The 13,153-nt window shown below is 59.5% G+C and carries 17 protein-coding genes and 1 pseudogene; 4 read left to right on the top strand and 14 right to left on the bottom strand.

The features are described from left to right. Positions 1 to 36 precede the first annotated feature (36 nt). From NW822_RS01245 to glmU, 5 genes and pseudogenes are all read right to left on the bottom strand, one after another. Positions 37 to 1,290, bottom strand: coding sequence for a 4-hydroxy-3-methylbut-2-enyl diphosphate reductase (locus NW822_RS01245; protein ID WP_414359284.1), 1,254 nt, complete (start codon positions 1,288 to 1,290; stop codon positions 37 to 39). 106 nt (positions 1,291 to 1,396) lie between these two features. Continuing rightward, the gene (locus NW822_RS01250) at positions 1,397 to 1,690 is read right to left on the bottom strand and encodes a LapA family protein (RefSeq protein WP_414403251.1); all 294 of its coding nucleotides are present in this window, start codon (positions 1,688 to 1,690) and stop codon (positions 1,397 to 1,399) included. A 5-nt stretch (positions 1,691 to 1,695) separates the two neighbouring features. After that, the gene (locus NW822_RS01255) at positions 1,696 to 2,172 is read right to left on the bottom strand and encodes a pentapeptide repeat-containing protein (RefSeq protein WP_414359281.1); all 477 of its coding nucleotides are present in this window, start codon (positions 2,170 to 2,172) and stop codon (positions 1,696 to 1,698) included. Between the two features lie 78 nt (positions 2,173 to 2,250). Continuing rightward, entirely contained in the window at positions 2,251 to 2,664 is a 414-nt protein-coding gene (locus tag NW822_RS01260; RefSeq protein WP_414360021.1) for a PPC domain-containing DNA-binding protein, read from the bottom strand. A 66-nt stretch (positions 2,665 to 2,730) separates the two neighbouring features. Further along, a pseudogene (glmU, locus tag NW822_RS01265) lies at positions 2,731 to 4,080 on the bottom strand (bifunctional UDP-N-acetylglucosamine diphosphorylase/glucosamine-1-phosphate N-acetyltransferase GlmU); the annotation flags it as partial. Positions 4,081 to 4,197: 117 nt separating this feature from the next. Between glmU and NW822_RS01270 the strand changes: the two are divergent. The 4 genes from NW822_RS01270 (at position 4,198) to NW822_RS01285 (ending at position 7,408) form a co-directional block, all read left to right on the top strand. Beyond that, positions 4,198 to 4,626 (top strand): SHOCT domain-containing protein, encoded by a 429-nt coding sequence (locus NW822_RS01270; RefSeq protein WP_414403252.1) that lies wholly within the window; start codon positions 4,198 to 4,200, stop codon positions 4,624 to 4,626. A gap of 216 nt (positions 4,627 to 4,842) precedes the next feature. Beyond that, the gene (locus tag NW822_RS01275; RefSeq protein WP_414403253.1) at positions 4,843 to 5,304 is read left to right on the top strand and encodes a ubiquinol-cytochrome c reductase iron-sulfur subunit; all 462 of its coding nucleotides are present in this window, start codon (positions 4,843 to 4,845) and stop codon (positions 5,302 to 5,304) included. Positions 5,305 to 5,364: 60 nt separating this feature from the next. Then, complete coding sequence (locus NW822_RS01280) at positions 5,365 to 6,513, top strand: glycosyltransferase family 4 protein (protein WP_414359276.1); 1,149 nt, start codon at positions 5,365 to 5,367, stop codon at positions 6,511 to 6,513. 73 nt (positions 6,514 to 6,586) lie between these two features. After that, complete coding sequence (locus NW822_RS01285) at positions 6,587 to 7,408, top strand: PRC-barrel domain-containing protein (RefSeq protein WP_414403254.1); 822 nt, start codon at positions 6,587 to 6,589, stop codon at positions 7,406 to 7,408. 181 nt (positions 7,409 to 7,589) lie between these two features. Here the strand turns inward: NW822_RS01285 and infA are convergent, their stop codons facing one another. The 9 genes from infA to rpsH form a co-directional block, all read right to left on the bottom strand. Next, positions 7,590 to 7,814 carry a translation initiation factor IF-1 gene (gene infA, locus NW822_RS01290; RefSeq protein ID WP_414359274.1) on the bottom strand — a complete coding sequence of 75 codons (225 nt, stop codon included), beginning with the start codon at positions 7,812 to 7,814 and terminating at the stop codon, positions 7,590 to 7,592. Between the two features lie 127 nt (positions 7,815 to 7,941). Next, a complete protein-coding gene (map, locus tag NW822_RS01295; protein WP_414403255.1) occupies positions 7,942 to 8,769 on the bottom strand; it encodes a type I methionyl aminopeptidase in 828 nt (275 codons plus the stop codon). Next, positions 8,766 to 9,347, bottom strand: a complete 582-nt coding sequence (locus NW822_RS01300) for an adenylate kinase (protein ID WP_414403256.1) — start codon at positions 9,345 to 9,347, stop codon at positions 8,766 to 8,768. The genes map and NW822_RS01300 overlap by 4 nt, the downstream gene beginning before the upstream one ends. After that, a complete protein-coding gene (secY, locus tag NW822_RS01305; RefSeq protein ID WP_414359270.1) occupies positions 9,347 to 10,645 on the bottom strand; it encodes a preprotein translocase subunit SecY in 1,299 nt (432 codons plus the stop codon). Before secY ends, NW822_RS01300 begins: the two co-directional genes overlap by 1 nt. Before the next feature lie 109 nt (positions 10,646 to 10,754). Further along, positions 10,755 to 11,222, bottom strand: coding sequence for a 50S ribosomal protein L15 (gene rplO, locus NW822_RS01310; RefSeq protein ID WP_414403257.1), 468 nt, complete (start codon positions 11,220 to 11,222; stop codon positions 10,755 to 10,757). Positions 11,223 to 11,232: 10 nt separating this feature from the next. Next, positions 11,233 to 11,769 (bottom strand): 30S ribosomal protein S5, encoded by a 537-nt coding sequence (rpsE, locus tag NW822_RS01315; protein ID WP_414403258.1) that lies wholly within the window; start codon positions 11,767 to 11,769, stop codon positions 11,233 to 11,235. An 18-nt stretch (positions 11,770 to 11,787) separates the two neighbouring features. After that, the gene (gene rplR / locus NW822_RS01320; RefSeq protein WP_414403259.1) at positions 11,788 to 12,156 is read right to left on the bottom strand and encodes a 50S ribosomal protein L18; all 369 of its coding nucleotides are present in this window, start codon (positions 12,154 to 12,156) and stop codon (positions 11,788 to 11,790) included. 2 nt (positions 12,157 to 12,158) lie between these two features. Next, positions 12,159 to 12,704 (bottom strand): 50S ribosomal protein L6, encoded by a 546-nt coding sequence (gene rplF, locus NW822_RS01325; protein WP_414359265.1) that lies wholly within the window; start codon positions 12,702 to 12,704, stop codon positions 12,159 to 12,161. Positions 12,705 to 12,729: 25 nt separating this feature from the next. Next, on the bottom strand, positions 12,730 to 13,140 hold the full coding sequence (gene rpsH, locus NW822_RS01330) for a 30S ribosomal protein S8 (RefSeq protein WP_414359263.1): 411 nt from the start codon (positions 13,138 to 13,140) through the stop codon (positions 12,730 to 12,732). Positions 13,141 to 13,153 lie beyond the last annotated feature (13 nt).

Genomic DNA, 13,153 nt, shown 5'->3' on the forward strand with positions numbered 1-13,153 from the left:
AAGTGTCCCTAGGGGGAGAGGAAGCGGATCCCAGCCTCATCCTGGCAACTGGGCAGGGATCTGCTGCTGTTCGCGCAGGGCAAAGATGCGCAGAATCACCTCCTCTACCACCCGGTCTGGGGTAGAGGCACCGGAGGTAATCCCAATCTGCACTGGCCCCTCGGGCAACCACCCCTCGGTAACAATCGGGTCTTGGTGGAGGGGCTTGTGGCGGATGCGGTTGGGAGGTTGGATGCAGTCGGGGCCATCAATATGATAAGAGGGCAGCCCTTTCGAGAGGGCGATTTCCTGCAGGTGGGTAGTATTGGAGGAATTGAACCCACCAATGACCACCACCACATCCAAAGGCCGCTCCAGGAGCTCAAACATGGCATCCTGCCGTTCTTGGGTGGCGTTGCAGATGGTGTTGAAGCTCATGAAGTGCTTGTCCAGCTCCTGGGGGCCATATTTGCGCAGCATGGTGGTCTCAAACAGCTTGGCGATGGCCCGAGTTTCCCCTTCCAGCATCGTGGTCTGGTTGGCGATACCAATCCGCTCCAGGTCCCGGTCCGGATCAAAGTCAGGGGAGGTAGCCTTGCCAAAGCGTCGCCGAAATTCTTCTCGATCCCCCCCTTCCAAAATGTAGCGGGCAACCCATTCAGCTTCCTCTAGATTCAGCACCACCAGATACTTTCCGGCAAAGGAGCTAGTGGCCACGGTCTCTTCGTGGTCGTACTTGCCGTGGATGATGGAGGTGAACTGGGCAGCGCGGTGTTTGTCCACCTGGTTCCACACGCGAGACACCCAGGGACAGGTGGTATCGACAATCTCATTGCCCTGGGAGCGGAAAAACTCCATTTCCGAGACACTTGCCCCGAAGGCAGGCCAAATGACCACGTCTTCCGGTCGGATTTGGGAAAAGTCTTTCTTGCCGTCCGGGCCTTTCTCTACAAAGCGGATCCCCATCTCCTGCAAGTGCCGGTTAACCAGGGGGTTGTGGATGATCTCGTTGGTGATCCAGATTTGACGATCTGGAAAGCGGCGCCGCGCTTCGTAGGCATACTCCACCGCCCGCTCCACCCCCCAGCAAAAACCAAACGCTTTGGCCAGATGGATGGTGATATCCCCCCGCTGATAGCGGTAAGACTGGCTGCGGATCTGCTCCACGAGGCGGCTTTTGTAAGTCGTTTGCAGCTCCTGTTGGGCCTGATCCTTGTACTCTTCAAATCCTTTAGCAAAGTATGTACTAGAGCTGCGCAGGGCTTTGCGCAGAGCGCGCGGGTCTTGGGGGGAGGATGGGGAAGAAGACATAGTTGTCACCTCGGCTAGGCACTGCTGACAACAAAAGCGAAGGGAGCCTTTCTCAGCTTACGCGCTTGTAAGAGGGTAGGCCATTCCCGCCCCAGAAGATTGCGCCCTAAGCAGGCGGCAGCTCCTGGCCCTCCAGTTGCTGCAGCCGCTCCTGCAATTGGCGGGCAATCAGGAAAAAGTTCCGCTCAGGCCATAGCAAAGACTTTAGTCCCACGCTCAGCAGGCCCAGACCAATCGCAGCGGCAATGAGCAATCCCAGGGGTAGCTCCACCGAGCGCCACAGCAAAAACTGCACTGTCCAGGAGGTCAAGTTTTGGCCAGCCAGGACTGCCACTCCCAAAGCCAGCAGCAAAGTCAGGAGCAAGTTAAATAGCAGGAACATGAGAGGAGCTACTTGCAACAGTTCTATTCTGCCTTGTTTGCTGACGGAGCAGCCCAGGGCTGTACTGTGCCATCGGGCAGGATGGCGCCGCTGAGGTCAGCGCCAATCAGCACCGCTCCACCTATTTTTGCCCCACTTAGATCCGCCCCCTGGAGTTGCGCACGGGTCAGCTTGGCTTCCCAAAGGTAGGCCCCGTGCAAGTTGGCTTCCCGCAAGTCGGCAAAGCTGAGGTCAGCGCCGATGAGGTTGGCTTCCCAAAGGTTGGCACCGCGCAGGTTGGCGCCCATCAGGTTGGCGGAGCTGAGATCGGCGCCGCGCAGATCCGCCTCCTGCAAGTTAACCCCGCTCAGCTTGCCAAAGGAGAGGTTGGCTCCCCTTAGGTTGGCCCCCTGCAGCGTGGCGCGCACCAGGTCCACCCCCACCAGGTTCGATTCTGGGAAGTTGCGCTCGCCAGCGGCGTAGTTTGCCAGTAGCTCCTCGGCAGTGGTCACTCGGGGCATGCTGAATACCCCCCTATGGCTAGGTCAGTACCGGTTAGGGTGCCTGCAACCCAAGGCTACGTTAGCCAATATACCAGCTCAGCCCTCTCCTACTGCCTGGAACGGCTGCGGGGCCACCCTTTCAACGTGCAACTCCCGGTAGCCGGTGGCCGGATCCAACTGTCGGGAGAAACGGTACTCCGGGCTGTCGGCAAGGACAATTTCGGCGGTAGTGTAGATGAGGCAGCCAGGGCGCAGGTGCCCTCCCCAAGTTCGGCCCTGGGCATCGGCAACAGTAAGATGAAGATGGACGCCGTCCGGGCATAGGGATCCGCTCAAGGCCAGGATCTCCAGGCGCTCGGCCAACAAGTAATCCTCCGTTTGGTCGGCTAGACGCAGGGTGGCTTGGCTGAGGCTGCCAACAGCACTGAGGACAAAGGCTGCCTGCAGGGGTTGTTGGCGGGCAAAACGCTCCAGCTCCTGCTTGAGGTCTTGGCCGGGCAGCAGGCGCATGGGGTAGATCCTAAGGGATCCTGGGGGTAGAGGCTGGGGACGGCCAGCAGCAGCGCTCCCCGGTCGCCAGCCGGGCTTGACCACCGGGTAGGCACGGGCAATCACCAGGCAGTCGTCGGGTACAGGGTAGCGGGCAGGGATGGTGGAGCCGGCGGCAATGGTGACATCGGATCCCACCTTGAGAGGGGCCACCAGCACCGAGTTGGCCCCTGTTTTGCTACGATCCCCGATTTCTGTGAAGTGCTTCTGCTGGCCGTCGTAGTTGGCAATGACCGTGCCAGCGCCGATGTTGACTTGGGATCCCAGCTTGGCGTCACCCAAGTAGGCCAGGTGGGCGGCATTGGTGTGGGAGCCAATCTGGGTGTTTTTAACTTCCACAAAGTTGCCAATGCGGCAGCCGTCGCCAATGCAGCTATTGGGGCGGATATGGGCATAGGGCCCTATCCAGACATGGTTGCCGATCTGGCTGTGGCTGACCACCGAGTAGAGGATGTGGCAATCGGAGCCGATGGTGCTGGAGTCAATCCAACTGCCCGGCCCCAAGCGAGTACGCGGCCCGATGCGGCACTTCCCCCGCAGGTGGGTCTGGGCTTCGATCACCACATCCGGGGCCAATTCCACTGTCTCTTCCAAGCTGACGCTATCGGGATCCACAAAAGTTACCCCTGCCTCCATCCAGGCTTCCTTGAGGCGATCCTGCAAAATCTGATGGGCTTGGGCCAGTTGGCGGCGATCGTTGATGCCGATAATTTCCCGCGGATCCTCGGCGTCCAAGGCAATGGCTTTCTCCAGCAGCTTAACCGCGTCGGTGAGATAGTACTCCTGCTGGGCGTTGTTCCGCTCCAAACGGGGCAGTACCCGGGCCAGGGCCGGCCAATGGAAACAGTACACGCCACTGTTGACGCGGCGATTTTGCCGTTGGGCCGGGGTGCAGTCCCGCTCTTCCACCAGCTCCAGGATCCGCTGCTGGGCATCGCAAAACACTCGCCCATAGCCATAGGGATCCGCCACCTGGGCCGAGAGCAAGGTCACATCCGGCTGGACTTGGCGGTGGCGTTCCACCAGTGCCTGCAGGGTTTCCACCCGCAGCAGGGGCACATCGCCATTAACCACCAGCAGATCCCCTTGAAAGTTGCCAAGGACAGGCAGAAGCTGCTGCACCGCGTGTCCGGTGCCCAGTCGCTGGGCCTGCTCCACAAATTCAACCGGGTACCCCTGTAGGGTTTGGCGCACCTGCTCCTGCCCGTAACCCACAATCACCAGACAGCGCTGCGGCTCTAAGGCCAGCACCGTGCGCAGCAGCCGCTCGATTAAAGACAGGGATCCCAGCTTGTGCAGCACCTTGGGCAACTGCGACCGCATACGGGTGCCCTTGCCCGCTGCCAAGATTGCTACGGCCAGCTCCCGCTCTGCCATCTTTGCCCTCCGATCTGCCCCCATCAAGTATACGCGGCAGGCGCTGGTGTTCCCTCCCCCTCTGTCAAGCCCTTGGAAACTGCGCTAGCCTGGTGGCACGTATAGGTGGGGCAGGGTATGGCCGAGAGCGAGGGCTCCGATACCCCTCTTCAAAAACGTCAGCGCTTGGTCCGCGAGGCAGCCGGCTGGCTGGCAGTGCTGGGGGTGCTGATCCCGGGACTGCAGCGCTTCTACATGGGCCACAAGCGCTGGGGTTGGGTGTACTTGCTGGTGGGGCTGATGGTGTTTGTCCCCTCTATTCCCCTGCAGATCCTCAGCTATGGGTTGCGCGCCCTCTGCCTGCTAGAAGGGCTGTGGCTGCTTACCATGACCAATGAGGACTTTGATTTTCGCTTCAACCGGGATCTCATCGAGCTGGACTGGAGCAGCGCGAAAGGTCGGGAAGTCCGGGATCCCGAGCAGCAGTTGGAGCTCCAGTTGAGGCAGGGCTTGCTTACCCGTGCAGAATATGAGGAACGCCGCCGCCACCTTCGCAAGATCCCCTAGTTAGCCCCTCTGCTGCAAGGGCAAGGCCGTTGCTCTCTTTTTTAGAGGGGGCCTCCTTGGCAACTGCCAACGAAAGTGCGGCTTGGCGCTGGCTAAAGCAATTCCAGTGCACCAAAAAGTGCACCAAAATTAAAGTGGCCAATGTGCTGGCACCCCCGTGGGGAGGCCAGGCTTGAGCCGCTTCCTAGCCGCAACTTTGCCCTATCCAAGGAGCCAATGGCCATGTACAGTAATCGTCGCGGTTTTCTGCGCTGGCTAGCGCTAGGCTTTGGCGCGCTAATGGGCCTGCTGCCTGCTTTGGCGCGGCGCCGTTTTGACCGGGCCCTTGCCCAGGGCGCCCCTGCCAGCCCCAAGGCTGCCGAGCCGCAATTTGTAAAGGTTGCAACAGTTGCCGATCTTGAAAAAGGTCCCTTCAAGGTGGAAAACGCCTTTGGTGACAACACCGCCACCCTGTGGCTGGTCAAGGATCCCAAAAAAGCGGACTCCGTACTGGCTCTGGATGCAACCTGTCCCCACGCTGGCTGCGAGGTGGAGTGGCGAGGTAAGAACTTTGTCTGCTCCTGTCATGGCTCAGCTTTTGCTGCTGATGGCAGCCGTACTCGCGGCCCAGCCGATGCCGACCTGACTGCCTATAAGGTCAAGGTGGAGAAGGGGGAAATCTTCGTGGCCAGAACCTGACCTTGTCCCCCTCGGGTTAGCCAAACTAGCCAGCAAGGGGTCGAGCCTGCAAGGCCGCCCATGATTCGTCCCCACCGCTTCTTGTTTGTCTCCACCCCCGTTGGGCCTCTGGGATCGGGGGCTGGCGGGGGGGTAGAGCTCAACCTTGTCAACTTGGCGCGTAGCCTGCTGGAGAGGGGAGCCGAGGTGCGCGTGCTAGCACCTGCGGGATCCCACAGTGCCGACTTGCCAGAGGGAGTTATCGAGACAGTTACAGGCCTCCCCCCGCCCTATGCCCAAAGCCAGCGCCGCGACCAGCCGGTTTGTATCTCCACCCCTTCCCTAGTGGCCAACCTATGGCAGCGGGCTGCCCAATTGCAGGATCAGTTCGAGCTCATCGTGAACTGGAGCTACGACTGGCTCTCCTTCTACCTGACGGATTTTTTCCGCACCCCCCTGGCCCATATTGTCAGCATGGGATCCCTTAGCGACGCCATCGATCAGGCCCTGGAGCACATTGCCTACCGCTACCCAGGTCGGCTGGCAGTGCACTCGCGGGCGCAAGCCCAGACCTTTGCCTTTGCCCGCGCCCAGATGGCGGCGGGGCGGGATCCCTTTGTCTATTTGCCCTGCGGCGTCGACCTCAGCCGCTACGACTTTGTGGCGGAGGGAAACGGATCCCTGTGTTGGGTTGGCCGCATTGCCCCAGAAAAGGGCCTGGAAGACTGCGCTGCCCTGGCCGAGAAGACGGGAAGGCCGGTACTGATCCTGGGCCACCTGCAAGACCCAGCCTACTGGCAGCAGATTCAAGCACAGTACCCGCGGGCCCAATTGGACTACCGGGGGTTTTTGCCCACTTCCCAAATGCAGCGGCTCTTGGGCCAATGCTCTGCCTTGATCATGACGCCCAAGTGGGTGGAAGCCTTTGGCCTGGTGGCAGTGGAAGCCTTAGCTTGTGGCGTGCCGGTGATTACTTACCGCCGTGGGGGGCCAGCGGAAATTGTTAGCGATGGCGAGACTGGCTGGGTGGTGGAGCCAGACGACGTGGCCGCCTTGGTAAGGGCTGTAGAACGCCTGGATAGCCTTGACCGCAGCCGCTGCCGACACCAGGTAGAACAGCACTATTCCCTGCAGGCCATGACGGAGCGGTTTTTGGCCTGGAGTGAGCAAATTCTCCGGGATCCGATCCCAGCCGCCCGCAAGGGAGGGGACAGGCAATGGTACTATTAACTTGATTTTGGTGCCTGGGGCCGGATGACCAGCCCACTGACGCGAAGCTTCGACTCACGACGGGGAAACCATCATGACGACTGGGAAAGGATCTGTTGCGCTGGTGCGACCAGAGGTTCGTCGGCGGTCACAGGTTCTGGGAACGCAGGTGATTAGCCAAGCCAATGCGGCCCGGCTCGGGGTGGTTAGCGAAGTTTGGGCAGATCTGGAAGCCAGGCAAGTCCTCGTGCTGGGGGTTCTGGAAAAGGCCTTTGCTGGATCGCCGCGTTTACTAGAGCTGCGTCAGGTAACTGCCTTGGGCCAAGATGCCATCCTCGTCCCTAGTGATGAGGTGTTTGACAACCTGGACTTGGAAGGCCTCAGCCAAGTGGTTGGCAGTGAGGTGGTAACTGAAGAAGGGATCCGCCTCGGCAAAGTCAAAGATTTCGAATTCAACTCTGTCTCCGGCCAAATCACGGGTTTGATCCTCTCCAACCTTGGTCTGACCTTTTTGCCCGGCTTTATCCTTAGTACTTATCTACTCCCTGCCGAGGAGATCATCGCTGTGGGCAGCGAGCGCCTCATTGTGGCCGATGGCGCTGAGAGCCGCCTAACCCAACTGTCCAAAGGAATTTTGGAGACCCTGGGCTTGGGCAAACCTCCCTGGCTGGCTGCAGCCGCCTCTGCCCCTGCTCTGCCCCGGTCTGCTGCTGACGCTGAGGCAGAGAAACAATACGAAGACGAATATGGGGAGGAGGACACCGAGTCTGAACTCCCGCCCGAACCCGTGCCACCTCCCCCCTCTCCTGTCTCTGAACAACCGGCGTGGGAGCAGGAGTACCCTAAAGAAGAAGAACCTCCCCCTCCCCCTGAAAGTTTAGATCCCTCCAAGGAGAGCGCTGGCGATCCCACTTAATGGGTGAAGCGGCTACCTAACCTCAGGTAGGGAACTAGAGCCCAGCCTCCCAAGAGGCGGAGCTGGCCTATTGTAAAGCAGGCCCTCGGCCTTTTTGCCTGCTGCGGCCTCGTTGGGAGAACTGCCTAGCAGTGCAGAGCGCTAGACCCGGCTTTTACTGCCCCAGGGGCAGGGGGAGGGCCTAGTTTTTCTTAAGGCGGTAGGTAATCCGCCCTTTGTTGAGGTCATAGGGGCTGAGCTCTACCTTCACCCGGTCGCCGGGCAGGATCTTGATGTAGTTGCGGCGGATCTTGCCCGAGATGTGGGCAAGAACGTTAAAGCCATTGTCCAGATCCACGCGGAACATAGCGTTGGGTAGGGACTCCGTAACTACCCCTTCCACTTCAATAGCGTCTTCCTTAGCCAAGTAACCCTCCTTATCCAACGACAACAATTTCCTCGCTCTCCTCTCCGCTGTTAAGAGCGGGTTAAGAGCCGAAACAATACTCTACTCCTTCTATCCTAGCTGTTGCAGTCCTTCATGGGGGAACTCCCTAGGACTGAAAGGGAGTGCGATCGGTCAAAATCTCAGCTCCAGACTCGGTAACCAGAATGGTGTGCTCAAACTGGGCTGACCAGGAACCATCCACTGTCACCACCGTCCAGCGATCCGGTAGCACACGGGTGGCTTCTCCCCCGGCAGTAACCATGGGCTCAATGGCCAGCGTCATGCCGGCCCGCAGCTTGGGATTGGGTAGCTCGGGGGTGCGGTAGTGGGGAAACTGCGGCTCTTCGTGCAAGTTGCGACCCACGCCATGGCCAACATACTGCTTCACCACGGAGTAGCCCCGCCCCTGAATATAGTCTTCAATGGCACCTGAGACATCCTGCAGCCAAACCCCATGGCGAACATGCGCAATGCCCACCTGCAGAGCCTGTGCCGCTGTGTCGATGAGATCGCGGGCGGCCTCGCTGAGGGGCTCTAGGCCAATGGTGATGCAAGAATCCGCATGCCAGCCTTCAACCATGGCGCCAAGGTCCACCTTAACGATGTCCCCCGGCTGCACCACTTTGTGGGGGCTAGGGATCCCGTGCACCACTTCATGGTTGATGCTGACGCAGACGCAGGCGGGAAAGCCGTAGTAGCCCTTGAAGCTGGGTAGGGCATTCAATTCTGCTACCCGCCGCTCAGCATAGGCATCGATGTCTGCAGTTGTCCAGCCTGGCTCCAGACGCTCGGCAATTTCCTGCAACACCTGGGCCACCACTCGCCCAGCCTGGCGCATTCTCTCCACTTCCCGGCGAGATTTGATCTCAATGAGCTGCAGCCCCTGTCGCCAAGATCCTGGCCGGGATGGATTTCCAGCCCCCGTCTTGCTCATGCTGTCCTCCTGCAGCTTTCCAAAAGGGTCTGGAGGTGCTGCTGAACCACTTCCATCGGCTGGTTGCCGTTAATCCGCCGCAGACGGCCTTTCGCCTCGTAAAAATCAATGAGAGGAGCGGTTTGCTGCCGATACACCTGCAGGCGTTTGAGGATAACGGCCTCATCCGCATCGTCGCTGCGCCCCTGCTCCTTGCCGCGAGCCAATAGCCGTGCCACCACCACTTCGTCAGGTACCTCTAGGTTGAGGACGTGGTCGTAGTCCTGCCCCAGCTCCCGCAACAGCTCTTCTAGAGCCTCCGCCTGCGCCAAGGTGCGGGGAAAGCCGTCCAGGATCCAGCCCTGCTCCGGCAACTGCTGCAACCGGCCTTTGACCATCCCAATCAACACCTCATCGGGCACTAGCTCCCCTGCATCCATGTACACCTTGGCTTGCTGTCCCAGCGGGGTCTGAGCTTTGACCTCTGCCCGCAGCAGATCGCCGGTGGAAATTTTGGGGGTACGGTAGATGGCTGACAGGCGCTCCGCCTGCGTGCCCTTGCCTGCTCCTGGTGGTCCCAAAAAGATTAACCTCAGCACTACTGCTTGACCATCCCTTCGTAACGCTGCGAAATGACGTAGGTTTGGATTTGTTTGGAGGTTTCAATTGCTACCCCTACCAGAATGAGCAGCGAAGTGGCCCCCAAACCTTGGAAAGTGGTGATCCCCGTTGCCCGCTCTACTGTTGTGGGGATAATGGCCACTGCACACAAAAACAACGCCCCCAGCAAGGTTAGCCGGTTGAGGATCCCTTCGATGTACTCAGCCGTGGCCTTGCCTGGACGCACTCCCGGGATGCTAGCACCCAGTTTCTTCAAGTTTTGCGCCAGTTCCGCTGGATTGATGATTAAGGAAGCGTAAAAGTAGCTAAAGAAGAGAATGAGCAGGAAGTAGAAGGGGATGTAAAACCAAGAAGTGGGGGAGAGAAAGTTGGCCACCTGGATTAAGGTTGGGTTCTGGGTATACTGGGCCAAAGCCAAAGGTAGGGAGAGCACGGAGTAGGCAAAGATGATGGGCATCACGCCCCCCTGGTTAAGCCGCAGGGGCAGGTAGCTCTTCTGCTCCCGGAACAGCTTGTTGCCCACCTGGCGCTTGGCGTAGACGACAGGAATTTTGCGGCTGCCCTCCTGGACAAAGACAATGCCAACAATGGTAGCCAGGAAGACAGCCGTCAACAGCAGGATACCCCCAATGGTGCTGCTGTCGGCACGAGCCAGGCTGATGGTTTGGCCAAGGGCGCGCGGCAACGTAGCAACAATGTTGACAAAAATCAGCAGTGACGGCCCACTGCCCACTCCCTTCTCCGTGATCATTTCCCCCAGCCACATGACAAACATAGAGCCTGCTGCTAGGGCCAGGGTGGTAGAGGCCATAAAGGCCAGCTCATTGCTGGTATTGGCAAACTCCCGCACCCAGAAGGAGATGCCAATACCCTGGAGGATGGCCCAGAGGAGCGTAACGTAACGGGTGTACTGAGAGATCTGCCGCCGCCCCTGCTCTCCCTCGTTTTTCTGCAGGTTCTCCAGAGCCGGAATGGCTGAAACCAGCAGCTGCATGATAATTGAGGCGTTGATGAAGGGCAGGATGCCAAGGGCAAAGATCCCCAGGGCGGAGATGCCACCGCCTGAGAAGACATCCAGAAAGCCAAACACTGGGCTGCTGGCAGCTTCGGCAGCAAAGCGAGCGCGGTCAATGCTGGGGATGGGAATGTAGATGCCCAGCCGCACCAACAACAAGAGGCCTAGGGTCAGCAACAGACGGCTGCGCAGGCCAGAGGCCATCGCCATCTGCATGAAGGTCTCTTGAGCGGAGGGAGTAGAGCCTCGTGTGTAAGCCATAGATAAGGAAAACCTCGCAGAAGCAAAGGGCCAGGTGAGCTACTTACCACTCTACGCCGTTGATGGGGAAGTCGGCAAAACCCAGGGCTGCCAAAAAACTGCGGTCAACCTAGGAGCGGGCAGGCCGAGATGCCACAATCTCCACCTGGCCTCCGGCAGCTTCAACTTTGGCTTTGGCCGAGGCAGTAATGGCAGCAGCTCGGATGGTTAGGGGCACGCCCACTTCTCCGTCCCCCAAGATCTTCAGGGGGCCATCGTTGGTGGTCACGATCCCCCGCTCCAGTAGGCTTTCTAGAGTCACCTCACTGCCGGCAGGCAGGGCTGCCAGGGCGCGCAGGTTAACTAGGGTGTACTGCGGGGGTCGCACGTAGCGGGGGAAATGCTTGAGCTTAGGTAGCCGCCGATAGAGGGGCGTCTGACCTCCCTCAAAACCTGGCCGGGTACCTCCTCCTGTGCGGGCCTTTTGTCCTCGCATTCCTCTACCGCAAGAACCTCCCTGGCCAGCAGCAATGCCACGGCCTAGCCGCCGCCGCCGCCGCTTCGATCCTGGTTGGGGGCGAATATCTTCCAGTCGCATCCTAACCTCCTTACCTACCCAACAGGCGGCGCATGTCGATCCCTCTATCTTCAGCTACCTGCTCAAAGGTGCGCATCCGCCGCAGGGCGTCAATGGTAGCACGGGCGTTGTTGAGGGGGTTTCTAGAGCCCAGCTGCTTGGCCAAGGCATTGCGCACGCCTGCCAGTTCCAAAACGGTGCGCACGGCCCCCCCAGCAATGACTCCTGTGCCGGGAGCGGCTGGCATCACCAAAACTGTGGCAGCACCGCCCGATCCCCGCATTGGATGGGGTACAGACAGGCCTTTGGTCAGGGGCACCTCAATCAAGTGCTTTTTGCCATCAACGACTCCCTTGCGCACTGCTCCCAGCACATCGTTGGCTTTGCCCACACCAACTCCTACTTGCCCCCGCTCGTTGCCTACCACCACCACAGCGCGGAAGCTTAGCTTTTTGCCGCCTTTGACTACTTTGGAGACACGTCGGATCTGAATAACCCGCTCCTGCCACTCGGCGGTTTGTTCTTCGCGGCTTTTTTTGCTTCTGCGACGTTCTTTTTGCTCAGCCATAAGCCATTTCCTTAGGAACTAGAACTGTAAGCCTGCTTCCCGGGCAGCTTCCGCCAGGGCCTGGACCCGTCCGTGGTAGAGCTTGCCGCCGCGGTCGAAAACTACTCGAGAAATGCCCGCCTGTAGAGCTCGCTGAGCAACCGCACGCCCCACAATGGCGGCAGCCTCCCGCGTGGCCGTGCTGATGTTTTGGAAGGCTCCCCGCAGCTCCTTGTCCAGCGTGGAGGCAGAAACCAGAGTACGTTGGGCTACATCGTCGATTACCTGAGCATAGATGTGGCGATGGGAGCGAAACACAGCCAAACGAGGCCGCTCGGGAGTGCCGGAAACCTTGCGGCGAATGCGGCGATGGCGACGTTGGGTGGTGAGTTTGCGGTTGGCTTTCATGGCTATTTCTTCCCTTTGCCGGACTTACCTGCTCTGAGGCGAACCTGTTCCCCGAGGTAGCGGATCCCCTTACCTTTGTAGGGCTCGGGCGGCCGCACAGCCCGAATGCGTGCTGCTGTATTGCCCACCAGCTCTTTGTCAATGCCCGAGACAACGATGACGTTGTTGCCTTCCACAGAGATTTGGATCCCGGGGGGGAAAGGGATCTCCACTGGGTGGCTGTAGCCAACGTTTAGGATCAACTTGTTGCCCTGCGTGGAAGCGCGGTAGCCCACCCCAACCAATTCCAGCCTGCGCTCAAATCCTTTGGATACCCCCTCAACCATGTTGGCAATCAAGGTGCGGCAGAGACCGTGCAGTTGGCGGGCCGGCCGGGACTCGTTGACCCGGCTGACCAGGAGTCTTTGGTCCTCTTGACGCACAGCAATCAGGGGGGGCAGAGTGCGCAGTAGCTGCCCCTTTGGGCCTTTGACCGAGATCTGTTGACCCTCAATTTGAACCTCCACCTTGGTGGGAAGAGGGATGGGGCGTCTGCCGATACGAGACATGGAGCCACTCCTGACAAGGAAAACCTTAATAGACGTAGCAGAGCACTTCACCGCCGATGCCCCGCTTGCGAGCATCCCGGTCAGTCATAATGCCACTGGAGGTGGAGATAATGGCGATCCCAATTCCTCCCAGCACCCGCGGCAGTTCTTTGTGGCCGCAGTAAACCCGCAGGCCAGGCCGGCTTACCCGCTTGAGACCATTGATGATGGGTCGGCGGTCTTTGCCTTTGCCTTTGTACTTCAACTGCAGCACAATCCGCGCTTGGATCCCTTCTCCCTCCTCCCTCCAGCTACTGACAAAACCTTCCTCGTGGAGAACCCGGGCAATGCTACGGGTCATACGCGTGGCCGGAACCGCCACCGATTCGTGCCGAGCCATAGTGGCATTGCGAATGCGGGTGAGCATGTCGGCAATTGTGTCGTTGGTGTGGGCCATGGGTGGGTTAGTG

The organism is Synechococcus sp. H70.2, from assembly GCF_047462275.1.
Classification (GTDB): Bacteria; Cyanobacteriota; Cyanobacteriia; order Thermostichales; family Thermostichaceae; genus Thermostichus.